Source organism: Candidatus Finniella inopinata, from assembly GCF_004210305.1.
Classification (GTDB): domain Bacteria; phylum Pseudomonadota; class Alphaproteobacteria; order Paracaedibacterales; family CAIULA01; genus Finniella; species Finniella inopinata_A.
Map to the genome: position 1 here is coordinate 111,912 of NZ_SCFB01000007.1, position 23,888 is coordinate 135,799.

Below are 23,888 nucleotides of genomic sequence, written 5' to 3' on the forward strand. Positions count from 1 at the left end.
TGTCGTTGTGAAATTAATGGCAATTGGAAGAAGAAATACCCTTTCGCCTTTCGATCTCTATATTTTTGAAAATTGCGGACTTTAACCCCTTTCATATGTACTGGGGGCATGATCCTGATTTTCGAATTTGTATATCGAAATCATAGGGTATTAGGTTTTTAAAGGCCGACAGCCCTTTTCACACTATTAACTTTGGATTTATAATGACAACTTTTGAAACGTTAAACTTGCCGACTGCTTTAGTCGAGGCCCTGAAAAACATTAACATTACTGCCCCAACCCCCATCCAAGCCCGTGCCATTCCGATTGGCCTGGAAGGAAAAGATATTTTAGCCTCGGCCCAAACGGGAACTGGTAAAACTTTGGCTTATGCGCTGCCAATGATCACAAAACTTCTGAATGAACCCGAATCTGCTGCCTTAATTTTGGTACCCACTCGCGAATTGGCCGTACAGGTGAGAGCTTCCCTGGCGCTGCTTTTGAGCAAAGCCATGCCCTTAAAAATGGCGGTCCTTATTGGGGGCGAGCCTATGATGAAGCAATTCATGCAGCTGCGGGCACGTCCACGTATTATTATTGGTACACCAGGCCGCATTAATGACCACCTGGCCCGTAACAGCGTGAACTTGAAAGAAACCAATTTTGTCGTCATTGACGAAGCCGACCGCATGCTCGATATGGGGTTTGGTGTTCAATTAGACAAAATCGTAACCTATCTTCCAAAAGTCAGACAAACAGTTATGTTTTCGGCGACCTTATTGCCTGCGATCATCAAAGTTGCAGACAAATATCTAAAAAGTCCGACCAGCATAAAAGAAAACCCTGAAGCGAGCGCAGCACCTAAAATCAAACAGGAAATCATTCACACATCAGCGGCTGATAAATTTGGACACCTGTTACATGAATTAAACCAACGGGATGGATCAGTCATTGTGTTTGTAAAAACCAAAAGAGGGGCTGATCATCTGGCTGACAAATTGAGGCAGAAAGATCAAAGCGCTGATGCCATTCATGGTGATTTGCGTCAACGTCAGCGGGATCGGGTTATTCATAACACGCGCGAAAATAGAAACCGTATCTTGGTGGCGACTGATATTGCTGCCCGTGGTCTTGATATTCCCCAGATTCGCCACGTTATCAATTATGATTTACCCCATTGTGCCGAAGACTATATCCACCGTATTGGACGTACTGCCCGTGCCGGTATGGAAGGCAACGCGTTGTGTCTGATTTCGCCAGAGGATAATAAATATTGGAAAGCTATTGATCGTTTGATGAACCCCGGACAACAGCCGGAAAGGCAATCCTACTCAACACGGCCTGCTAACCGCCCTAGCAACGGTGGCGAGCGGAGCGAACGTCGTTCTGGTGGTGGTGGCGACCGCTCTTATAGTGAGCGTCGTCCAAGCGGTGACCGTCCAGGTGGTGAGCGTCGCCCCAGCGGAGACCGCCCTTATGGTGACCGCCCTAGTGGTGAAAGATCCGGTGGTGAACGTTCTGGTGGTGGTTTCCAAGGTCCAAGAAAGCCTTTCAAGGGAAGAGCTGGCGACGGCCCGCAAAAGCCAGAAGGCACTTGGCAAAAGAAAGCACCTGGAGAAGCCTCATCTTTTAAGGGCAAACCAGCTGCTAAGAAACCTTTTAAATCCGATGCTGCTAAACCTGACCGCTCAAAGTTCAAAAGAACTGGGTTTCGGTGATATATCCGCACTGTCAACAGATGTCATCCCCGCTTAGGCGGGAACCCAGACAAATACGACCAGCCCCCCGCCTTCGGGGGGGTTATGGTATGAAATACTTTCGCCTTATGGTTTTGGCGCCAACAAATACCGACACAACATGCGAAATCGTTTCACGTCGTCCGTTGCCGCTGTGACCCCTAGACTTGTCAAAAATGTAGTCACTGGGGCACCAGTTGCAAGTACACCCTTTCCCACAATCGTTGTCGTCCCAGCACTTGCACTATGCTTAGAAAAAACATTGGTTACGGTTGAACCATCTTTAAACCTTCCCGTACCATCACGCCCTGTGCCCAACACATAATCAAAAACAGTTGGAACAATTGCACTCAAATCATCAGCAGCAGAAATATTAGCAGTTATCCATGTTTGCGAAAGACCAAAGAGAACCCTTAAAATAGTTAAGCCCTTATCCGCTGGTAATAAAAGTGAGGCCGCAACCTGTTGAGTGGCGCCGTTACTAGAAAACAGGCTGTAAGGCACTGCGCCTCCTTTTAAAACATACTTTCCCTCACCATCAGCCAATGCAAATGTGGAATCACCTATAAAAACAACATTTGGTGTTTGATTGGCAATAAGGGAGTTAGAGAAACAGTCATCTATTATTTTTTCCAAAAGTAATGTTTTAATTTGCGCACCCGTCGTTACAATTCCTTGACTGGCAGCTGTCATTTGAGCCATTAAGGTTGTCAGATCAGCTTCCATTGAGTTCCGCATAGCGCCAACATTAGCGCTTAATTCCGTCATCGTGTCATTCATAGAACTCTCCATCCCCGATGAAAAAGTGCTTGAGAATCTTTGTTGTGATGTGCCCAGCTGACTCATATAGGTATTTAATTCTGCCACGGCGTTATTCACAGAGTTCCCTCCCCCCTGCGCAATACTGCTTGATAGTGCCTGTTGCAACGTGTCCAATTTCTGCATGATTGTTGTACTGCCATCCCCTATTCCTATTCGGGTAAGCAGCTCTCTGTTACTGAAAGCATAAGGGTTGAAGGTATTTTGACCATCGGAGGCACTAACAGGCGTTGAAAAGCTAAGTAGTTTGACAAAAGCCCCCAAAAATAAAAGGTATTTATAAGGCATTCTCATCACTTCTTCTTTCTTATAAAACAGATCACATATACAAATTATTAATTATAATGCTTAATAAAGTATTAATATTTCGAGAAAAATTTCAAATAAATGAAAAATAGAACTTTATATGCTTTTCCAGAAGAAATTTCAGCCATTTTTGTAAAAGAAAAAACGAAAAGACGAAAAGACTTGAATTTCAAAAGGTGAGACCCTACATTCCAGAGTATTAGATTGATTATTAATTTAAACGTAAAGTTTCGTGACGATTATCCAAAAAATTGAAGACTTACTGACGGATCCTCTCTCTCATAAGGGATATGGTATCGTACGGGTAAAACTTTCTGGGGAACAAAGGCCCACCTTACAGATTATGATCGAAAGGCTTGATGGCGAAGGCATCATAGTCGACGATTGCGCAACCGCTAGCTATACAATTGCAGCATTATTAGATGTTGAGGACCTTATAAAAAGCCAATATGTGTTAGAGGTTTCATCACCTGGGTTGGATCGGCCCTTGGTAAAAATTGCCGATTACAAAAAGTTTGTGGGAAAAGATGTGACTGTGAAAACAGCACAGGCCTTTAATAATCGGAAAAATTTTTCAGGAAAGTTGGAATCTGCGGAAGAAACAGCTATAACAATAACACTGGATGCCCCATCAGCCGCTGAAGAGGCTTTGGTAAAGATTGAATACGCGAATATTCGATCGGCCCGCCTGAAGGCGATCGTTTAAAAGTCAGCCAATTTTAATTTTGAAAGTCTTATTTTGAAAGAAAAGCAAAAGGATAAATCCCTTGGTTAGTAGAAAAATTAAACCTGTTGAACAAGTTGCAACCGCTCAACCTCGCCATGAATTATTGCAGGTTGCTGAAATAGTCGCCCGTGAAAAGGGCATTGAACGTGATGAAGTCCTAGAGGCGATGGAGCAAGCTATTCAAAAGGCCGCCAAGTCTAAGTACGGGTTTGAGCACGATATTCGGGTTGAAATTGATCGCACATTGGGTGATGTAGCTATTCATCGTGTGCGCACTGTGGTTGACGTTCTAGAGGACGACCTAACGCAAATAACGTTGGAAGAAGCTCAAAAATTAGATGATACAGCGGCAGTTGGCGATGAATTGACAGAAACGTTACCGCCTATTGAATTTGGTCGTGTTGCGGCCCAGACTGCCCGCCAAGTTATTGTCCAAAAGGTACGGGACGCAGAACGGACACGTCAATATGCCGAGTTTAAAGACCGGGTTGGGGAGATCATCAGCGGCCTTGTTAAACGGGTAGAGTTTGGTAACGTTATTTTGGATTTGGGGCGCGCCGAGGGTGTTTTGCGCCGTGAAGATATTATTCCCCGTGAGACATTTCGTACAGGTGATCGCATCAGAGTTTTTGTTGCTGAGATTAACCCAGATGCTCGCACGCATTTAATCATTTTGTCACGAACACACCCACAATTTATGGCTAAGATGTTCGAGCAAGAAGTTCCTGAAATTTACGATGGTGTCATTCAAATTAAGGCCGTTGCCCGTGATCCAGGCAGTCGAGCTAAGATTGCCGTATACACATCTGACCCCAGTATTGATCCTGTGGGTGCATGCGTTGGGATGCGGGGCAGTAGGGTCCAAGCTGTGGTAAACGAGCTGCAAGGTGAAAAAGTTGACATTATTCCCTGGTCGTCAAATCCAGCGACGTTTGTTGTTAACGCCTTGGCGCCAGCAGAAGTTATGAAAGTCGTGATTGATGAAGAAGCTCAGCGCGTTGACGTGGTGGTTGCCGAAGACCAGCTAAGTCTGGCGATTGGCCGACGCGGACAGAACGTTAGATTAGCATCACAGTTGACCGGTTGGAATATTGATATGATGACCGAAGAGGATGAAGCTAAGCGCAGAGCGGCAGACACGGAAAACCGTTCGCAATTGTTCATGGAAGCTTTGGATGTTGATGAAATGATCGCACAATTATTAATCGCTGAAGGTTTCTCTAGTATTGAAGAAATCACACAAGTTGATTTGGCCGAATTTTCTAATGTCGAGGGATTTGATGAAGAAATAGCCCAAGAACTACAAAATAGAGCCGTTCTCTTTTTGGAAAACAGAAATGAGAGTTTAATGGCCCGCACCCGCGAATTGGGAGTCGAAGAACCCGTTTTCCAATTGGTAAATTTGACCCCGGAGATGTTGGCTTCTTTGGCAGAAGCAAAAGTTCGCACCCTGGATGAGGTGGCTGAACTTTCTGGTGACGAATTAATCGAAATAGTGGGCAACAAGTCCTTGTCTGTAGATCAGGCGAATGAAACAATAATGGCCGCACGGGCCCATTGGTTTGAAGAAGACCAACAATAAACTTAAAGAGACAGCATGACCGGAACAACGGATAATAAAGGCCCAACCGCAGGCTCTGATGGGGTAAAAAAGACACTCACTCTAAGTAAGACGTTAGAGTTAAAAAGGCCTATTGGCAAAGACCAAGTTAGGCAAAGTTTTTCCCATGGCCGATCTAAAACGGTTGAGGTTGAGGTTAAACGTAAACGGCTGGTTATCGGTGATAAAGGGTCCGAGAAAGCACCAGAACTGTTCGTAAAAAACGAATCTTTGGTAGAAAAAAAGCCCGTTTTGGAACCGCAAAAACAGCCATCAGCCGACGTTTCAAAAGCCGCTAGGCTGACTCATGGTGAATTAGAAAATCGCCTTAAGGCTTTGCAAGAGGCCATGAAAAACGACGCGGATTCCGAAAAGACTGTTGAAGCCGAGCCAGCTTTGGCTGAGGCTGAAGCCACTGCCGATCAGCCCACCGAACAAACGATCGAGACAGTTTCTGTTGAGGTAACCCCGCCGGAACAACCTTTGCCGGCCACGGCCTCGGATCAACCAGAACCTGCTCCAAAAAAACCAGAACCCTTTGTAAAAAAACCTACAATTCAACTGTCGAAGAAAAAAACCCCGCCCCCTGAAAACTTTGCGCCGATTGTGTTGCGTGCAGCTGGCTATGGCATCGCGAAACCGCCTGTTAAGCTTGAACCTAAGGTTGGTGAAGTAGAAGAGGTCGTCAAAAGTCCGGCTCACAGAGACGAAGAATTCAAGGCCAACAAATTTAAGCAAGCTGTTGTTACCGATAAAGATGAGGAAGAAGGTCGTCGCAAGACTTCCCGCGTGGATGTCAAACGGGCGCCAGCGGCTCGTAAAACTTTTGAGGCACCTCGAAAATTAAACCGTACCGTTCTTACAAAGGCATTAGAGGGAGACTTGGAGGGACGAGCTCGTTCATTGGCTTCCTTGAAGCGTGCCCGTCAAAAATTCAAGATGCAGCAAGATGATGGCGAGACAGCAAAGGTTATTCGTGAAGTCATTATTCCAGAATCCATAATGGTCAGCGAACTGGCGAACCGTATGGCCGTGAGGGGGGCTGACGTTGTTAAAGCCTTGATGAAATCAGGCATGATGGTGACGATCAACCAAATCATAGATGGCGATACTGCCGAATTACTGTGTACAGAATTTGGCCATAAACCTAAGCGTGTAGCAGACTCCGACATTGAGTTGGGTCTGGGCGGAGACGAAGACAAAACTGAGGACATGATATTTAGGGCCCCCGTCGTTACGGTAATGGGACACGTTGATCATGGTAAGACGTCATTGTTGGATGCTTTGCGCAAAACCGATGTGGCAAAGGGTGAAGCCGGTGGTATTACACAACATATTGGTGCATATCAGGTAACTTTGAAATCTGGGCAAAAAATTACCTTTATCGACACACCTGGACACGCAGCGTTTAGCGAAATGCGGGCCCGTGGCGCCAATGTTACCGATATCGTTGTTTTGGTTGTGGCTGCTGATGATGGCATTATGGAACAAACCATCGAGGCAATCAGCCATGCAAAAGCTGCAAAAGTTCCGATTGTTGTGGCAATCAACAAAATGGATAAACCCGATGCGAATGCCGATCGCGTTCGAAGTGAGTTGTTGCAACACGAAGTTGTTTTAGAAGAGTTCGGCGGCGATGTTATGGACGTTGAGGTTTCGGCCAAAAAAGGTCTTAACCTTGATAAGTTAGAAGAGGCCATTTTATTACAAGCCGAAGTCTTAGACCTTAAAGCAAACCCAAATCGATCCGCACAAGGCGTGGTCGTTGAGGCTAGAATCGAAAAAGGCCGAGGCAGTGTGGCCACCGTTTTGGTGCAAAAAGGGACCTTAAAACAAGGTGATATTTTTGTGGCTGGAACAGAATGGGGTCGTGTGCGTGCCCTTGTCAGTGATCATGGAAAAGCTTTGCGGGAAGCTCTTCCTTCTATGCCGGTAGAGGTGTTGGGAATAAGCGGAACGCCAGCAGCGGGTGAAGAATTTGTTGTTGTTGAAACGGAAGCCAAAGCTCGCGAAATTACAGAATATCGTCAGCACAGTCGTCGTGAAGCCCTTGCTGCGAATATGGCACGCGGTACGATGGAACAGATGATGTCGAAGATTGCAGCTGGTGAGACCCGCGAGCTACCTTTAGTTATCAAAACGGACGTTCAAGGATCTTTAGAAGCCATTACGAGCAGCCTTGCTAAAATAGGCACCACAGAAGTTTCTGCCCGTATCCTGCATGGGGCTGTCGGTGGCATCAATGAAAGCGACGTAACTTTGGCCAAGGCATCCTCTGGTATCATTATCGGCTTTAACGTTCGTGCCAATCCGCAAGCCCGTGATTTGGCCCGCAGGGAAGGGGTTGAGATTCGCTATTACTCGATTATTTATGATGCGCTTGATGACCTGAAAGCGGTCATGAGCGGCATGTTAGCCCCGACCATTCGCGAAAACTTCCTTGGCAATGCAGAAATTCGCACCGTATTTAACATTACTAAGGTTGGAAAAGTTGCTGGTTGTTACGTGACCGAGGGGACCGTTAAAAGAGGTGCCAAGGTTCGATTACTGCGTGATAACGTGGTGATCCACGAAGGTGACCTGAAAACGCTTAAACGATTTAAAGACGAAGTAAAAGAAGTTAAGGAATCATATGAATGCGGTATGGCATTTGAGAATTACAGTGATATACGAGTTGGCGACTTGATTGAATGTTTTGAACTTGAATCCATTAGCCGCCAGTTATAGAAGCGTGAAGTTATGGAAAAGATTAGCCCTCGCGTAGACATTGCCTTCAAGAAAATCTTTGGCGTCGAGGAGAATAAGGATTTATTGATCTCCCTTATCAATTCCATAGTCGGGGAAGAGGATCAGGTTGCAGAAGTGACTTTACTGAATCCCTACAATCCCAAAAACTTCAAGAACGACAAACTTTCCATTTTAGATGTCAAGGCCAAAGGCGCAGACGGCAAACGGTTTAACATTGAAATCCAGATCAGTGATGAGGCTGACTATGACAAGCGCGCCCTTTATTATTGGGTAAAGCTCTATACAGAGCAGCTGGAGGTTGGCGAAGATTATGCTCTTCTTTCCAAAGCGATTGGCATTCACATCCTAAATTTTACATCCATTCTGGGTGTGGAAAAGTACCATAACGTTTTTCACGTTACAGAAAGAGAGACGGGCGTGCCCTATTTCAAGGATTTGGAGCTGCATACCGTTGAGTTGAAGAAGTTTTCGAATAATGCCCGTGAAGGATTGGAAAACATTGTTGCCAAAGTCAAAAACTCCCTGGACATGTGGGTTGCGTTTTTAACCCGTCATGATTTGCTAAACAAAGATCATTTGCCTTCAAGAATGGACAATCCCGCCCTTAAAAAAGCCTTGAATGTTCTGGACGTCATGAACTTTGGAGCAGAAGAAAGGGAACTTTACGAATCGCACCTGAAATGGCTTAGGGTAGAAGCCAACACCCTTAGAAAATATGAAGCCAAGGGGTTTACAGAAGGGAAAGCTGAGGGCATAGAAGAAGGGAAAGCTGAGGGAGAAACTACGGCAAAGCTGGCTATTGCTCACAAATTGTTGGAATCTGGTATGGAACAAAGAATGGTCTCACAAATAACCGGACTATCCCTAAATCAGATTGCTACGTTATGACTAAAAAACCTCTTGATCTATTCCTGCCCAGTAAAGCGCCTAGCCATCGCCAGAAACGTGTTGCGCAAGAGATACGCTTTTGTCTGTCGACTATTTTTTTACGCAATGAGTGGCCTGTTCGCTTTGATGAAAACGGTGACTATTTAAAACCCCCTGCCCTGATTACCATCACGGATGTAACTTTATCTGCTGATTTAAAACAGGCAACCGTTTGGGTCATGCCTTTGGGTGGAGAGTTTCAATCAGAAACCAAGCTTTTTCTAGAATCTGTTGGGGGATACTTGCGCAAACAAATTTCCAGCCATCTACAGCTTAGGGGCGTGCCAACCTTAAAATTTGACATTGACCCCAGTTTTGGGAAAATGGCGCAAATCGATAAGGTTTTAAAAACGCTTTCGGATAAATCAGAGGAATAGTGGATCGTTTTTCATCTCTACAACTATCACAGTACCTAACCATTTGAGGAAACGCTCTTTCCAAAAGCCTTCAGACTTTGTAAGGTTTGACGGTGTTAAAAAAAAGCGAATGGAATTTATCAAGTGCGTTTACAAAATCGAAAACCAACCGAATTAAGGGCCGTATTTTTAGGGCCGAGTTTTGTCAAATTTGCGGAAGGGTCCTGCTTTGTTAAATTCGGCGATACACATGTTATTTGTTCTGCCACTATCGAAGAAAAAGTGCCCCCTTTCCTGCGCAATACAGGGTCAGGCTGGGTAACGGCTGAGTATGGAATGTTGCCGCGCTCTTCGCATGAACGAATCGATCGTGAGGCGGTTAGGGGTAAGCAAACAGGTCGCACCCAAGAAATCCAACGTCTAATTGGACGCACTTTGCGGGCAGTGGTTGATCTAAAAGCCATGGGGGAACGTCAAATTAAAATTGACTGCGATGTGCTTCAGGCTGATGGAGGCACCCGTACCGCCAGCATTACAGGGGCTTATGTCGCCCTACATCAGGCGTTACAAAAACTTGTTGATGCCAAGAAAATAGCCAAACTTCCCTTAATCGATCAAATTGCGGCGGTTTCTTGCGGAGTTGTTGAAGGGCAAGCAATGCTTGATTTAAACTATAAGGAGGATTCGAACGCCCAGGTTGATGCCAATTTTGTTATGACAGGCAGTGGTAAACTGGTGGAAGTCCAAGCAGCGGCAGAGAAACATCCTTTTTCTGAAGAGGAATTTCAAAGTATGTTGGCCCTGGCTCGTGTGGGCACGCAGGAGCTTATAACATTACAAAAGCAAGCGCTTAAAATTGACTAGCCAGTTGTCTTGTCTAAAAAAAGCTTTCAGGGTATTTAAATGATTCTTGCGATCAAACCCACGTTTATGCCCGCCTTGGCCGAAATTCTTGTCAGCTTAGGCGCGCTTAAAATTCTTATGGTGGGGTTATTCAAAAAAAACAATACCCTTAATTGGTGTTTTTTCCTGGCTATAACAACGCTGGTTGTTTCTCTGTTGGCTTTATACTCTCAGCCAGCAGGTCTTCAAATTACTTTCAATGGTATGTTTGTTAATGATTCTTATACTATATTTACAAGAATGGCAATTTTAATAACAGGCATCGTTATTTTGATTCTTAGCCGTCTGACTGCTGTACAGGAGGAAATAAACAAATTTGAATATCCAGCTCTTCTTTTACTAGCCTTAGCAGGCATGATGGTCATGATTTCTGCCAATGATCTGTTAAGTCTATTTATGGGAATTGAATTACAAAGTTTAAGTTTGTACGTTCTTGTTGCCTTGCGTCGAACAGATCCCAAATCAAGCGAAGCCGCTCTTAAGTATTTTATTTTAGGGGCTCTCTCGACGGGTATTTTTTTGTATGGTTGCAGCCTTATCTATGGATTTACCGGCTTAACCAACTTTCAGACCCTTGAGAGTTTTTTTCAAAACCAACAACTAACCCAAGGTATATCGATCGGTTTGGTGGTGGGAATGGTTTTAGTCATCATTTCATTGGGTTTTAAAATTGCCACAGCGCCCTTTCATTTATGGGCTCCCGATGTCTATCAGGGAACACCTACGTCTATAACAATGCTTTTGGCAACAGCACCTAAAATTGCCGGTGTAGCCATTATGATGCGCATTTTAATGAACCCCTTTGCAGGTTTGATTAATCTATGGAGACCTCTCGTTATCGTTTTGGCGGTTTTGTCAATGACAGTGGGGTCTTTGACCGCCTTAACGCAATCCAATATAAAACGTCTTCTTGCGTACAGCTCCATTGGTCACATGGGGTTTATTTTGATCGGCGTCATAGCAGCTAACCAGACTGGGGTAAACGCCTCAATCACCTACAGCATTTTTTATCTAATGGCGACTCTTCTATTTTTTGGAGGACTTTCCTATCTTTTGCGCAATGGAAAGCAAGTCGAAACCATCCGAGATTTAAATGGAATTGGGCGTTCTTTCCCGGTCATTGCTTGCTTGCTGGGGTTCGCTGTTTTATCGATGGCTGGCATCCCTCCTTTGCCCGGTTTCTTGCCAAAACTGATGATCTTAATGGCCGCAGTATCCCACGGAAATTATGCATTAGCCATTTTCGCTGCCATTTACAGTGTTGTAGCCGCTGCCTATTATCTGATTATTTTAAAAGCTTTGTTTTTTGATAAACCTCAACAAACGACCTCAAGGGAAATGTCTATATACCGTAAATATGACTTAAGCATGAACCTTGTCCTAGCTTCTTTGGTGGTGGCTCTGCTGGTTTCCTTATTGTACCCCATGCCGCTTTTGAACATTATTCATCGGGCAACAATCAGCCTGATGTATTTGTAATCAAAGTTTTAAAAGAAATAAGCTGCCCCCCCTAAGCCCTTTTCTTATCAAAATCATCCACATACTCATGCAGGTGTTTTGGTTTATGGGCCGCTGGCCACGGTTGATCCAAATCAGCGAGTTGGACATACAAAGCCATTATCTTCAATTTTATAGAATGCTCGCCCGAACAGACAAGCGTTAAAGTAAGATCCGTCCCAAGGGTTAGCGTCAAAAGGTTGAACATTCTTTGCCCTCCCCCTTGATGGAATCCTTTCATGTGCATGCTTTCCACATGGTGGATACAAAATCCCGCATGCACCCGATAGTAACTGTCAAGTTGCCCTTGTTCGTTCTTATGTTCGTGAGCATGTTCCCAACAAAACCAATTGATCAATCCTGTGACACGTTTACTTTCTTGATCATACTCAAGGGACGTTAAGGATAATAATCCGTCCTGTAGCTGGGTTGATACAATGGATAAATCCTCGGCAGAAGTTGCCAAAAGCTTTAGGGGGACAAAATTTAAGTGAGTCATCTTTTTAATTTTAAACAATTTTTATGTTTATTCATCTTAACCCTACAAGGTCACTGTAACAAGGTAAAAACAGCCTAAGATAATGCAATGTGGCTTTCAGCAATACAAATTTCAACCCCACTGAAGGCGATTGACATTCTGTGCAGAGTGGGGGAATGTAAAAAACATAGCGCTTTTTATTAAAATTTTAGTAACTTTGGAGTAACATCGTGAAGCTAAGGACCATACCTTATTTCTTTACCCTTTTTTCTTTTTTGTCCGTCGCAGCAATCGCAAGTGATATATCGCCTGCTGGTTCAAAAGAAGAAGAAAGTATTGGCATCAAATCACCAAGTTCTACCCCCGTCTTGCCTGTACCAACGGGAAATTTATCATATGCAGCCCTCCCTGATTGTTTGTGTCCTCCATCGGCACAGGGAGATGGTCATACATGGTTTTATGTCGGTTTGCCTGAAGATGCTGCTACGAAACAACGATGTTCATTTGAAACTTTCTTGGGTGATATAACAGGATCTGGAAGCAATGGCGTCGGATTCTTTGGAGTTTATTTCGCTTTTCAAGATGAGACAAATCAGCAATTTTATGCCCAGAACACCTACGGCGGAGAGGATAGGGTCCTTCAAGCTCTTAAACAAGGCCTCTGTCGGATACAATCGGAACCAACATCGTCAGAAACCTTCAGTATCGCAGGATATACATTAGAATCACCATTGGAACCATCTTTCACCATTAAAAAAGTCAGTTCCTCCTCACAACAACCACTATATCAAGGCAAAGTTGGACAACCCGGCGCCGGTTATGCCTTGGAAAGCAAAGGATCGACCTTTTTGTGGAAATTTGGTGCCGGAGGACAGATTGAGATCATGCCTTATACTTACAGTTTTAGCTTCCTGTTGTTAGATACCAGAGGTTTTACGCCAGAAGGTTTTGGGGGAAGTTATGTCGGGCCGGCATTGGTTTCATCAACGAACTCTCAAAATGCCAGCACCCCAATGGAATGCTATCAAATGGCACAACCTTTATTAGCCATTCAGAATTGGTCAATGGTGTTAACCTCTTCAGAAAAACCACTAGATGGATTCAAAACAGAATACAAATTTGGAGGCACTCAGGGAACTCTTTGGGCAGATTTTCAAAGATACACCTATGGAAGCACTCCAAATATAAGAAGCAAGGTTTTGGCAGGACTCCCCCAATTTATTGCAGAAAAAAACCCTAGCCTAGCAAAATCCCTAGGTATGGTTGCGGCAGAAGCTCCTAAAGACAAGAGTTGGTCTCTTTATAACGGTAACTGGATTGCTATTATGCTTCAGGAAAGTATCTATGAAGGATGTTCTCTTTCTACGTCAGTTTTTTGGAATAAAAACATCCCTAATCCTCCCTCACAAAATTCGGATGATTCGAATTGGTGTTACACTGGATTCAGCGCTCTCTACACAGGCAATCTTGCTAATGACGTGGCTTCAACCTATGTGACGCCTGAAACATTAAAAGTTGGGAATCCAGGGTCTAATATAGATCTTAAAGGGACTAACTTTTTTCAAGTTAAAGTGAATCAATATGCGGATCAAAAAAAATATGGCCTTACTTTTCCATGGATCACAAGCCTTGATTTGACGATTAGACCCCATACTCAGATCCGGTATGCTTTGGCTGCCTACGCCCATAGAAAGAACCCTAAGGTCTTTGATGATGTTTCTAAGCCTGTAACTTTGACGGTACAAGTTCCTTATTCTTTTACCCAAAATACGGTATTTTCAAAGAATCTTACACAATACTTTGAAAGTGGAGCCGTTGTTCTGATGAATGGAAAGTCTGTTGGAACGGGATGGATCGAACATATGGTTGATCTTGGTTCTGCTCCAACGGCTGAGTCTAATACCAGCTTAGCCAGCACTTCCAAGTCAAGTTGGCCTTGGCCATTGTCGAGATTGTTTGGTTAATAACTTTCTTGAAAAAATAACAAGGGGGGTGGGCATTGTAAAAATACTCACTCCTTTACAAGGCTGGGACCGCCTCAATCCCATATAAGCTTAACGAAAATCACCTTTTCTTCGCATGCAGCACATCCTTCACCTTGGCCGCCAGGTCTTTCAGAATAAACGGTTTGGCCAGGAAATGGATCTGTGCATTATCACTCAGTATCGAAACATAAAACGACAATAAAAATTCTTATTGCATTTTAATATTCAGATAACTACAATAAATACCAAGTACAATTTCTCTCGACATAACCTTAAATGAAAAAATCATTACATATTTTACTGTTGTTGATTTCATTCGTCTCGTGTGGTCAATCCACTGATTTTGCTGCGGTAGAAAAATTGCTAAAACAGCATCAATCTGTAAAAAGTAACATGGCGCCAGCGGTTCTGGTTGTTAACGAATTGGTCCGTCAACTAGAACAAGAAAAAGATGTGGGACAAGCTCTGAAACGTATTCAGGTTTTAAGGCGCGTTATTGCTGAAGGCGAGGGAGTGGGAGGGATCCGTACCCATGGCGATTGCACTGACATCTCCTCAGCCTAGTTTTTAAAATTACGGTTTCTGCTATTTCCCAAACTTTTGTAGATTGATTTGATTTTGTAGGTTTTGAGAGATCTACTTCCTGTTTTTTTTATTTTTAGACACTATCCTCCCCTTTAAAAGACTTACCGTTTATATCAGTCAATCCGCTCAAACGCGCTTTAAATTGTGGTCAGCGGTTAGAATTTTCAATAAGTATTTGTTGTCCCAGCCTGCTACCTTCCGTCGACAGCTCACCCCTCGTTTATTCGTTTTTTCTTGCTTGAGTAGATTCAAAGCAATACGTCTCATGACAGCCAAATTCTTGGCCGCGTGGCCAACATGCACCTGGTTATGGTCTTCCCTAAAACCTACATCCAAAGACCAGTGCAGGTTAATTTCTATGTTCCAGTGTTTTCTGACAGCAACCATAAACTGATCAATATTTTCATAGGCTAAACTTGTTAGAAAGTAGCGGGTACTACGCTCAACCTGATTATTAGTTGTGCGTGTTGTTTCAAGCATGCCAACACCCTTTAACCCAGGCCAACGAAGTTGAAATACTGCCGGATCGCGTGCTGATACTAATGTATAGCGACGTGTTTCTATGCGACCATGATCATGGATCTTCTCTACTTTCCGTCGATTAAGCATCTTCTTGTACTGACGTGATTCTCCTATATGGAAAATTGCCTTGACCATTTCATGAAGCTTCGGTTGATTATCTTTTAGAGCTAATACGTAGTCTGCACCTTGAATTAAGATCTCTTCAGCAATTGACTGCTGACAACCCATGGCGTCAATGGTGACTGTACTACCAGTAACATCAATCATCTTGAGTAATTTTGGAATGGCTGTAATTTCATTGGATTTTTCATCCGTTTTAACTTGCCCTAAAAGAAGACTTTGATTGCTTGCCCAGGCACTTACAATGTGTAGGGCTTTTTTCTCTTTTCTTCTGTTGCCAGAACCCCGTAGCGTTTTTCCATCAATAGCAATAATCTCAGAATTAACATCGATAGAGAGTGACTTGATCCATGCATAAAAGCAGGATTCAAATTGCTCTGGGTCAAGTATGGAAAACACACGGCCAAAAGTATCATGAGATGGCACACCATTAGGCAGCTCGAGAAATGTTGATAACCAATCGTATTTGGCTTTGCCAAATTCACTAATATCAACCCAGTTATCAGCGCCACAAATTGTGGCCAATATTGTTATTACCAAGATATCGTGCAATTTGTGAAGCTTGTTGTGGTTATCAATACGAGGATCGGCAAGAGGTTCAAAATGTTTGAGGAAAGTATCTGATAACTGCATCCCTGTTTCCTTTTTCTTTATTGAGAAAAAAGAATAATAACAACGGATAGAACAGCAGAAAAGCCGAATAAAAAATTAGGAAATAATTTTTAGAATACTAAACTAATTTTCAGTGCAATCGCCATGGATCCGTACCCGGGAAACCCATGGTGATAACTGCTATGCGAACCCTGATGAGGAAAAGGCTTTATTTAATGCCATTTCGACAATTGAAACAGCTGCAGCCTTAAGTGATGGGCATTATTCCTTTTCTTTTTGCAAACCAGAGCAAGATAAACCTTATGGTTCTAAAAAAACGATACAGGGGGCTTATCTATCAAAAGATAAGAACAATCTTGAAGGACACGTAAAAAATGAAGATGAACAACGCCATTTAACTGTTGTGTATGCTGTTGCCCGTTCTGTTCAAGTCGAGCTTGCCAGCCCAAAAGAACAGGCTGATCTGCCAACTTTTGTGCGGCGTGGCATTAACACTCGCCATCTTCCCACCTGGATGAAAGAGATTTATAAAAGGGATTTTTTTGGTAACGAAGTATTTAATGCCAAATTATGGGGCGTAGCAGGCACTGCTTTGCAAAAACTTGAGAGTCTGGCCTTATATCAAGTCCGTGCTCAACAAAAGGCAGCAGATAAAAGAAAAAGCTTTAAAACGAACACAACCACCCATGAAATGATGGCTTTTGCTATTAACCCCAATAACGGGTGTTATTGGTATTCAAAGATGTATGACTATGGCTTTGAAGAACCGTGGGACATGGTGGAATTATTAATTGACAATCTGACAGACGAACCAGCCATCATGGCGCAGTTTTTAAATTTTGCGGTAAATAATGTAATCTACATGCTCGGCACCACCGGGCGGGATCATTTATCACAAAAATTAAACGATTTTTTCAAAGAAAAATTGCCTATGACTTATGATGAATTCTGGAAAAAAATTAATGAAGAACAAGCAATCCCCGGCCTCCAAAACAAACCTACTTTTAAACAGATTTTAGGGTTTTTGCAAAATGACCCCTCATTCCTGTACGCAATTTTAAATGAAGTTATTAAAGATTCAAAAAGAAGCCTATCTAATGTGCGTGATTTATTTGGCGTTATGAACACACTGTACCTCTTGATCCCCAATCAAAGGCCATTTGTTAATTGGAGCCCCACAGGAAAAGACAACGAAATTGAATTAAAAGACCATAACGATAAAGAGCTTGCTCAAAAATTCCCCCTTTCATCACTCAGTCACACCTATAATAATAAGGACCATGCCACTGTTTTGATCCCCAAAAAAACCACCCCCCAAACGTTGATTGACTGGGTCAAGGCAACCCAACGGGAACAGGAAACAGGCATCACGCTAACACCTGGCTATATAAGCAGCTGGATGTAAGAAGAGGTTAATATGAAGAAAATCCCTTACCTTTTCTTCGCATGCAAAACATCTTTCACCTTGGCCGCTAGATCTTTTAACGTAAACGGTTTGGCCAGGAAATGGATCTGGGCATTATCGTCCAGATTTCGGCGGAAGGTGTCTTCGGCATAACCTGAAATGAAAATTGTTTTAATGTGGGGCAACAGGTCACGAACCTTTTTGTTCAACGTGGGTCCATCCATTTTTGGCATCACCACGTCGGTGATCAGCAAATCCAAAACCTCCCCTTTTTTGATGATGTCAAGCGCTGCATCCCCGCTGTTGGCTTCTAAAACGCGATAGCCTTTTTCCCTTAAGGCACGCCCGCTGAATAACCGAACCGCGTCTTCATCCTCCACCAACAAGATGGTCTCAGACCCCGTTAAATCGGTCGTCTGTTGTTCGTGTTCTATGGTGCTGATGGGTTCAACCCCATCATAACGCGGCAGAAAAAGTTTAAAAATAGTACCGTGATCTTGTTCGCTTTCAACGGCGATAAATCCACCAGTTTGTTTGACAATCCCATACACGGTTGATAACCCAAGACCTGTGCCAGAGCCCAGCTCTTTCGTGGAAAAGAAAGGTTCAAAGATATGGTCCAGATGTTCTTGTTGAATGCCATGACCGGTATCCACAACTTCAATAAGCACATAATCCCCAACGGGCATCGTTTCATGCCCCAGTTGCCGGGGCCGTGGCAATTGGTAATGTCCGGTGCGAATAATAAGGTTTCCCCCTTGTGACATCGCGTCACGGGCATTCACAGCCAGATTGATAATGACTTGTTCCAACTGACTCGCATCAACGCGAACGGGCCACAAATCGCGCCCATGAATCATTTGCAAGTCAATGCCAGCGCCAATCAGACGCCGTAAAAGGGCTGATAGTTCGGCCAACGTATCGGTAATGTTAATCACCTTTGGCTGCAGGTTTTGTTGCCTTGAAAAAGCCAGCAGTTGCCTGACCAGATTTGCCGCCCGATTCGCATTTTGTTTAATTTGAATGATATCCGTGTAAGAAGGATCGCTTGGCATGTACCGTTGCAACAACAAATCACAAAAGCCAATCATGGCCGTTAACAGGTTGTTAAAGTCGTGGGCAATGCCTCCCGCCAATTGACCGACCGCCTGCATCTTTTGCGATTGAATGAACTGTTGTTCCAGACGTTTCTGCTCAGAAATATCAATGAACTGAATCAACAAAGATGGCTGGAGCGACATGGATGATTTTAGGGGGGTGGCATAGGCCGTCGTGTGAGTTTTAATCCCTTCAAAACGCATTTCAAAAGGGATGGCCGCCGTTTGTTGGCTGGCAATATTTCTTAAACGATTTGCAATTTCGCCTCTGGTAGAGGGATGAACAATTTCATATAAATTACCACCAAGTTTTAAGCGATCGTGGTTAACGGTAATAACGTCACTGATCATGGCAGCAAAGGCGGGGTTAAAGGACAACATGCGCCCATCCTCTTGAATCACCACGGCTGGAATAGGGGCCTGATTAAAGGTATCATCCATGCCGCCCCCTTTATGGGTTTGCAATCCGCCTGCGATCAATTGATCATCAAGACGGCATAAAAACGACACTTGGTCTTTTGATTGTAAAGACGGCGGGAACCACAGGGCTTTAAATGCAGATTTTTTGGATGGTTTTAAGGTGATCACTAAGGGCTTTAAAGGCAACGCCTGCCCGCTGTTCCAGTTTTCAATATAGGCTGCAAGTGGTTGGCCCAAAATTTCGTTGCGATCAAGGCCAAGCCATTGCCCAAATGTATCATTAGAACCCACAATATGCCCGGTACGATTGGTATAAAAAAGGGCAAAGGGGGCGTTATCTAAAAAGCTTTCCAACTGATGATAGGCGGCTTTCAGTTGGTGATACGGTGTTAAGTATTTTGTAACCTCTGTCATGGTCACCAACAAAAGATGTCGCCCACCAACCAATAAAGGATCAATCGGCGATACATGAGCCAGCCACCACCGCTGCTGTTGACCCAGTCCATCCCCACCCTCTGCCAACAGAATCTCGCCCGGATAATGTTCTTCCAGCCATTTTTTAAACCGCGTTGTCTCGGGGCTTGCCTGAACGCGCAGCATCAAGCGACGCAAAAACTCTTTCTTATGCGCGTACAGGTGAGGATGTGTACTAAAAAGAGTTTTTCCCGTTTCATCAAAAAGATGAACTTCGTGATAATTGGCCAAGGTGTTGTGAATAACAGCTGTCAGATTGGTTTTATGAAGATGATTGTTATGAAATCGCTGGAAAAAGAAGTAAATCCCCATTCCAACCAAACTAAGGGCACCAAGTACGCTTAAGGCAATGGTGATTCGGTAATCATCAGAAAAGGTAGCGATGGCAAGAAGGCTGCCACCCCACAAAACGATCCCCACAAAACCAAGAAGATAAGCCAGCCGTTTAGACGCCATCTTTTTTCCTTACAACATACGAGGCAACCGCAGTGCCACCTAAGATTATTAAAATAACAAACAAAGAATGATGAGTCTGAATGTTAACAATCCCCAGCATTTTTAAACCCACAAAGCACAGTATAGCTGCTAATCCCTTTTTCAAGAAACGCAAATCATCCATGGCATTCACCAACAAGAAGTAAAGGGATCGTAACCCCAAAATGGCAAACACATTCGCGGTATAAATAATAAATGGGTCTTGGGTGATTGCAAAGATGGCGGGAATAGAATCAAGGGCAAAAATAACATCGGAAAATTCAATAAGAATCAAAGCTGCTAACAACGGCGTCCCATAAATCTTACCATTTTGTTTAATGCTAAATTTATCACCATTAAGTTGGTCTTTAAGGGGGAAAAATTTTTGCATACTTTTCCATGCCCACGTGTTTTTTAAATCTGTCTCGCGGTCACCAAGATATAAAATTTTCAAACCCGTTATAAATAAGATTCCCCCAAAAATATAAAGAATAAAATGGAATTTTTGCAGCAGCAGAATGCCCCCCCAAATCATCGCCAGGCGCAATAACAAGGCGGAAATAATACCCCAAAATAAGACACGGTGTTGATATTGGTTGGGGATTTTTAAAGTTTGAAAAACAATCGCGAACACCATGATGTTATCAAGGCTTAGGCTTTTTTCAATGGCATACCCTGTAAAGAATAACAGGCTGCAATCAAGCCCTTGATCAAAAGCGATCCACCCTCCAAAAAGGAGGGCAAAAATGAACCAAACAAAGCTCCACAGTAAAGCTTCAGCATAACTGGGTAAGTGGGCTTTTTTGTGGAAAAATCCCAAATCCAAGGCCAGCATAAAAACCACGCCAGCATTGAAAACAAGCCAAGGCAAAAGGGTGTGTGAGTAAGATGACATGATAACTAAAGATAGATTATTATTTTATCTTTTTATCATATACCCATTTCACATAATTTTGCGGGCTTTTTGTGACAGAGATTTTTTCCAGAAACAAGGTGAAAAATCCGCACATAGCCAGCTACGTAAGGATTTGGAAACGGCGTTTATGGAAAAAAGATCAAACAGAAAAACCAGAAAAATCATCTGAAAGGGGTATAATATTGAATTCTTACAAAGAATCTGCAATCTCATCCTTGGATAATTCTTTCTCTTTCTTTTCTTCCTCGTCTCGTCGTGGAGCTTGCAAATCCGCTACCATTTGTTTAATCCCATGGTTAGCAAGAACAGCTTCCGCCGCTCCTGTCTCCATAGTTATACGAACATCAGGCACAGAATAAACTGTTCCTTGGGGTAGCTCTTGTCCTAGACTTGCGACCACATCATTTTCACGTCTGATATGAATCATCCTTGTAAAAACTTGAGAATGACTAGTGGCACGGGCTATATTATTTTTAATCTCCTGAGGAAGTGTGGGTAATCCCCCCAAACCCTGCCACCCTGCAGGACCATTATAACCAATGTTGCTCACCAATTGATTTCCTTCTTCCCCAGGCCCGCTGTCTTGCACACGGTCCTGTCTTCCTAAATAATTCAAATAAGCTGCCCCTGCTGAAAATCTTCCCAAAGAATGTCCAACAAAAATGATTTTTGGGTTCCCATCATGTGATTCACGTCTAAAAATTTTAATCGCCTCGCTCGTAAAATCAGCTCCATGTTCAAGGTAGAGAGCCAAAGTCCCAGGATCGTTCTCCTTCATGGCTTCTAAATGCAGTCTGCGTTCATAACCTTTATCACAAGCCGCATACCCACCCTGTGTAATCATGTTATAAGACCCTTTTATCAAGCCACCAGCAAAACCAACTGCCGTTGCTCCCAGCGCAAAAGAACCCCCCGCAATCGCCCCAAAACCAGTACAGGCCACCGGCCCCCCTACAGCCACACCTATTCCAGCGCCATATTTCATTCCTCGTGATACATCATAAATGAGGCTTGCTCCAGATTTCTTTAATGTAGACGCTGACACTGTCAAATCTAGAACATTGCTTACAACAGGAATCCCAAGTGTTCTAACGTTCAGCGTGCCAGAGGACGCAAATCTTGAAAACCAACCTGAGTATGTGGCGCCTGAGCTTACAACGGATGAAGGGCGTGATCCTAGAAAAGCTGACGTGGCGTTCACAACAACGTTGCCAAAATAATCTGGTATTCTTTGGTCCCCAGTTAGCGTATTCGCAAGAACAATACCAATCCCATAGTCAGCTTCAAGATCTTTTGGATTACTTGTGTCTGTTCCTCTAAAGATGATTTTACCCGTATTTGTTGTTTCATCATAAATTGCTAAAACATGAATGCTTCCATCTTTTGATGAACGAAAATTATGCAATTCAAATCCTTCTAAAATTGATGGACGATGCCTTGAAAATGAATCTTCTTCATGATTTATGGGGTAGGCCAAAGCAGCACCATGTGCGCATCCGCTAAAAAGCGCTAAATCCTCATCGGAGCAATCAGAGTTTCTAAGACTTTGGTGATAAGATCCAGAACCCGAGGAACTTGATGCAGCTATGGTTGATGCGATGGACGACAACAGAATGGCCGATACGTAAATTTCTTTCTTCAAAACACAATCCCAATGTTAAATAAAAACTCTAATATTGAATATTATAAATTTGAGAGTATGAATAAAGTTTTAAGAAATTTTAAAAAGCAAATAAACTGGGAGAAGAGATTTTTTGAAATCCCCACTTGCGTGAGGATGACATTAACCTAAAAGAAACTATGAATTCATCGACTGAAAAAAGTCGGCGTTGCATTTACTGTATTTCAGCTTGTCATGCAAGAACTCCATAGCCTCGGTCGTGCCCATAGGGTTTAAAATACGACGCAGAACCCACATCTTGGAAAGCTCAGCCTTATTAACCAACAACTCTTCCTTACGGGTACCAGACTTGTTGATATCAATGGCGGGGAACACACGCTTATCAGACAACTTGCGATCCATCACAATTTCGGCATTACCAGTACCCTTGAATTCTTCAAAGATTACTTCATCCATGCGCGAACCCGTATCAATCATGGCTGTACCAATAATCGTCAACGATCCGCCCTCTTCCACATTACGGGCCGCACCAAACAAACGCTTAGGCCGTTGCAGCGCATTTGCATCCACACCACCGGTTAAAACTTTACCAGATGATGGGACAACGGTGTTATACGCTCTGGCCAAGCGGGTTATCGAATCCAGCAAAATAACCACGTCTTTTTTCTGTTCAACCAATCTTTTGGCTTTTTCAATAACCATCTCAGCCACCTGTACATGGCGGGACGCTGGCTCGTCAAAGGTCGAGCTGACAACTTCGCCTTTAACTGAGCGGGCCATATCAGTGACCTCTTCTGGGCGTTCGTCAATCAACAAAACAATTAAATAAATTTCAGGATGGTTGGTCGTAATTGAATGGGCAATATTTTGTAACATCACTGTTTTTCCGGTGCGAGGTGGGGCCACTAATAATGCACGTTGCCCCTTACCAAGGGGGGTCACCAAATCAATCACTCGCGATGTATAATCTTTGCCTGTTTGATCGTTTTCGATTTCTAAGTGAAGGCGTTGCTCTGGGTACAAAGGCGTCAGGTTGTCAAAGTTTATACGATGTTTAACGTTTTCAGGTTCTTCAAAATTGATCTTGTTCACTTTTAAAAGCGCAAAATACCGCTCGCCATCTTTAGGGGCACGAATTTGCCCTTCGACCGTATCGCCCGTCCTAAGGCCAAAACGACGCACCTGGTTTGGTGAAACATAGATGTCGTCGGGTCCTGGCAAATAATTTGATTCCGGTGATCGCAAAAAGCCAAATCCATCTTGCAAAAGCTCAATAACCCCTTCGCCTAAAATGATAATATCTTTTTCTGTCAGCTTTTTTAAAATTGCAAATTGCAAATCTTGTTTGCGTAAAGCACTGGCATTTTCGATTTCGTGCTGTTCAGCAATCACTAAAAGTTCAGCTGCAGATTTTCGTTTTAATTCTTGCAAGTTCATAAAAGTTCCTAAGACAAAGATTTAAGGGAAGGTTTAAAGAAGGATTTAATAATCACACAGATGATAATGATGATATTTCGTTAAAGTCAGGGGGTTTTTTTTATGAGTACCGTTAGCAGGAACCAACGACGATGATCTAAAAAG

Annotated in this window: 18 protein-coding genes; 11 read left to right on the plus strand and 7 right to left on the minus strand. The window is 43.4% G+C overall.

The window, feature by feature from the left end; genetic code table 11:
- Window positions 1-203 precede the first annotated feature (203 nt).
- Window positions 204-1,697: a DEAD/DEAH box helicase gene (locus tag EQU50_RS06405; RefSeq protein WP_130154304.1), complete on the plus strand. Its 1,494-nt coding sequence runs from the start codon at window positions 204-206 to the stop codon at window positions 1,695-1,697.
- Window positions 1,698-1,802: 105 nt separating this feature from the next.
- Here EQU50_RS06405 and EQU50_RS06410 read toward each other — a convergent pair whose 3' ends face one another.
- The gene (locus EQU50_RS06410) at window positions 1,803-2,828 is read right to left on the minus strand and encodes a hypothetical protein (protein WP_165380377.1); all 1,026 of its coding nucleotides are present in this window, start codon (window positions 2,826-2,828) and stop codon (window positions 1,803-1,805) included.
- A 244-nt stretch (window positions 2,829-3,072) separates the two neighbouring features.
- On the opposite strand from EQU50_RS06410, the gene EQU50_RS06415 reads away from it, so the two are divergent.
- The 7 genes from EQU50_RS06415 (at window position 3,073) to EQU50_RS06445 (ending at window position 11,580) form a co-directional block, all read left to right on the plus strand.
- Window positions 3,073-3,546: a ribosome maturation factor RimP gene (locus tag EQU50_RS06415; protein ID WP_130154306.1), complete on the plus strand. Its 474-nt coding sequence runs from the start codon at window positions 3,073-3,075 to the stop codon at window positions 3,544-3,546.
- Window positions 3,547-3,607: 61 nt separating this feature from the next.
- On the plus strand, window positions 3,608-5,149 hold the full coding sequence (nusA, locus tag EQU50_RS06420; protein ID WP_130154307.1) for a transcription termination factor NusA: 1,542 nt from the start codon (window positions 3,608-3,610) through the stop codon (window positions 5,147-5,149).
- 15 nt (window positions 5,150-5,164) lie between these two features.
- The gene (gene infB / locus EQU50_RS06425; protein ID WP_130154308.1) at window positions 5,165-7,894 is read left to right on the plus strand and encodes a translation initiation factor IF-2; all 2,730 of its coding nucleotides are present in this window, start codon (window positions 5,165-5,167) and stop codon (window positions 7,892-7,894) included.
- 12 nt (window positions 7,895-7,906) lie between these two features.
- Entirely contained in the window at window positions 7,907-8,803 is an 897-nt protein-coding gene (locus tag EQU50_RS06430; protein ID WP_130154309.1) for an Rpn family recombination-promoting nuclease/putative transposase, read from the plus strand.
- The gene (locus tag EQU50_RS06435) at window positions 8,800-9,219 is read left to right on the plus strand and encodes a ribosome-binding factor A (RefSeq protein ID WP_130154310.1); all 420 of its coding nucleotides are present in this window, start codon (window positions 8,800-8,802) and stop codon (window positions 9,217-9,219) included. Before EQU50_RS06430 ends, EQU50_RS06435 begins: the two co-directional genes overlap by 4 nt.
- Before the next feature lie 123 nt (window positions 9,220-9,342).
- Window positions 9,343-10,062 carry a ribonuclease PH gene (rph, locus tag EQU50_RS06440; protein ID WP_130154311.1) on the plus strand — a complete coding sequence of 240 codons (720 nt, stop codon included), beginning with the start codon at window positions 9,343-9,345 and terminating at the stop codon, window positions 10,060-10,062.
- 39 nt (window positions 10,063-10,101) lie between these two features.
- Window positions 10,102-11,580: an NADH-quinone oxidoreductase subunit N gene (locus tag EQU50_RS06445; protein ID WP_130154312.1), complete on the plus strand. Its 1,479-nt coding sequence runs from the start codon at window positions 10,102-10,104 to the stop codon at window positions 11,578-11,580.
- 31 nt (window positions 11,581-11,611) lie between these two features.
- Here EQU50_RS06445 and EQU50_RS06450 read toward each other — a convergent pair whose 3' ends face one another.
- Window positions 11,612-12,097 carry a DUF2948 family protein gene (locus tag EQU50_RS06450; protein ID WP_130154313.1) on the minus strand — a complete coding sequence of 162 codons (486 nt, stop codon included), beginning with the start codon at window positions 12,095-12,097 and terminating at the stop codon, window positions 11,612-11,614.
- Between the two features lie 209 nt (window positions 12,098-12,306).
- Here EQU50_RS06450 and EQU50_RS06455 point away from each other — a divergent pair, with 209 nt between their 5' ends.
- Window positions 12,307-14,040 (plus strand): hypothetical protein, encoded by a 1,734-nt coding sequence (locus tag EQU50_RS06455; protein WP_130154314.1) that lies wholly within the window; start codon window positions 12,307-12,309, stop codon window positions 14,038-14,040.
- 297 nt (window positions 14,041-14,337) lie between these two features.
- Window positions 14,338-14,625, plus strand: coding sequence for a hypothetical protein (locus tag EQU50_RS06460; RefSeq protein ID WP_130154315.1), 288 nt, complete (start codon window positions 14,338-14,340; stop codon window positions 14,623-14,625).
- Window positions 14,626-14,772: 147 nt separating this feature from the next.
- Here the strand turns inward: EQU50_RS06460 and EQU50_RS06465 are convergent, their stop codons facing one another.
- Window positions 14,773-15,921, minus strand: coding sequence for an ISAs1 family transposase (locus EQU50_RS06465; RefSeq protein ID WP_130153184.1), 1,149 nt, complete (start codon window positions 15,919-15,921; stop codon window positions 14,773-14,775).
- 112 nt (window positions 15,922-16,033) lie between these two features.
- Between EQU50_RS06465 and EQU50_RS06470 the strand changes: the two genes are divergently transcribed.
- Window positions 16,034-17,305, plus strand: coding sequence for a hypothetical protein (locus EQU50_RS06470; RefSeq protein WP_130154316.1), 1,272 nt, complete (start codon window positions 16,034-16,036; stop codon window positions 17,303-17,305).
- 26 nt (window positions 17,306-17,331) lie between these two features.
- Here EQU50_RS06470 and EQU50_RS06475 read toward each other — a convergent pair whose 3' ends face one another.
- The 4 genes from EQU50_RS06475 to rho form a co-directional block, all read right to left on the minus strand.
- Window positions 17,332-19,752 (minus strand): ATP-binding protein, encoded by a 2,421-nt coding sequence (locus EQU50_RS06475; protein WP_130154317.1) that lies wholly within the window; start codon window positions 19,750-19,752, stop codon window positions 17,332-17,334.
- Window positions 19,742-20,665, minus strand: a complete 924-nt coding sequence (locus EQU50_RS06480; RefSeq protein WP_130154318.1) for a TerC/Alx family metal homeostasis membrane protein — start codon at window positions 20,663-20,665, stop codon at window positions 19,742-19,744. Before EQU50_RS06480 ends, EQU50_RS06475 begins: the two co-directional genes overlap by 11 nt.
- Before the next feature lie 211 nt (window positions 20,666-20,876).
- Window positions 20,877-22,328 (minus strand): hypothetical protein, encoded by a 1,452-nt coding sequence (locus tag EQU50_RS06485; RefSeq protein WP_130154319.1) that lies wholly within the window; start codon window positions 22,326-22,328, stop codon window positions 20,877-20,879.
- A 156-nt stretch (window positions 22,329-22,484) separates the two neighbouring features.
- Window positions 22,485-23,744: a transcription termination factor Rho gene (gene rho / locus EQU50_RS06490; protein ID WP_130154320.1), complete on the minus strand. Its 1,260-nt coding sequence runs from the start codon at window positions 23,742-23,744 to the stop codon at window positions 22,485-22,487.
- Window positions 23,745-23,888 lie beyond the last annotated feature (144 nt).

Bases quoted from the DNA above. Each gene is read 5' to 3' on its own strand.
- EQU50_RS06405 (WP_130154304.1), top strand. From the start codon at position 204: ATGACAACTTTTGAAACGTTAAACTTGCCGACTGCTTTAGTCGAGGCC.
- EQU50_RS06410 (WP_165380377.1), bottom strand. From the start codon at position 2,828: ATGAGAATGCCTTATAAATACCTTTTATTTTTGGGGGCTTTTGTCAAA.
- infB (WP_130154308.1), top strand. From the start codon at position 5,165: ATGACCGGAACAACGGATAATAAAGGCCCAACCGCAGGCTCTGATGGG.
- EQU50_RS06430 (WP_130154309.1), top strand. From the start codon at position 7,907: ATGGAAAAGATTAGCCCTCGCGTAGACATTGCCTTCAAGAAAATCTTT.
- EQU50_RS06435 (WP_130154310.1), top strand. From the start codon at position 8,800: ATGACTAAAAAACCTCTTGATCTATTCCTGCCCAGTAAAGCGCCTAGC.
- EQU50_RS06445 (WP_130154312.1), top strand. From the start codon at position 10,102: ATGATTCTTGCGATCAAACCCACGTTTATGCCCGCCTTGGCCGAAATT.
- EQU50_RS06450 (WP_130154313.1), bottom strand. From the start codon at position 12,097: ATGACTCACTTAAATTTTGTCCCCCTAAAGCTTTTGGCAACTTCTGCC.
- EQU50_RS06460 (WP_130154315.1), top strand. From the start codon at position 14,338: ATGAAAAAATCATTACATATTTTACTGTTGTTGATTTCATTCGTCTCG.
- EQU50_RS06465 (WP_130153184.1), bottom strand. From the start codon at position 15,921: ATGCAGTTATCAGATACTTTCCTCAAACATTTTGAACCTCTTGCCGAT.
- EQU50_RS06475 (WP_130154317.1), bottom strand. From the start codon at position 19,752: ATGGCGTCTAAACGGCTGGCTTATCTTCTTGGTTTTGTGGGGATCGTT.
- EQU50_RS06480 (WP_130154318.1), bottom strand. From the start codon at position 20,665: ATGTCATCTTACTCACACACCCTTTTGCCTTGGCTTGTTTTCAATGCT.
- rho (WP_130154320.1), bottom strand. From the start codon at position 23,744: ATGAACTTGCAAGAATTAAAACGAAAATCTGCAGCTGAACTTTTAGTG.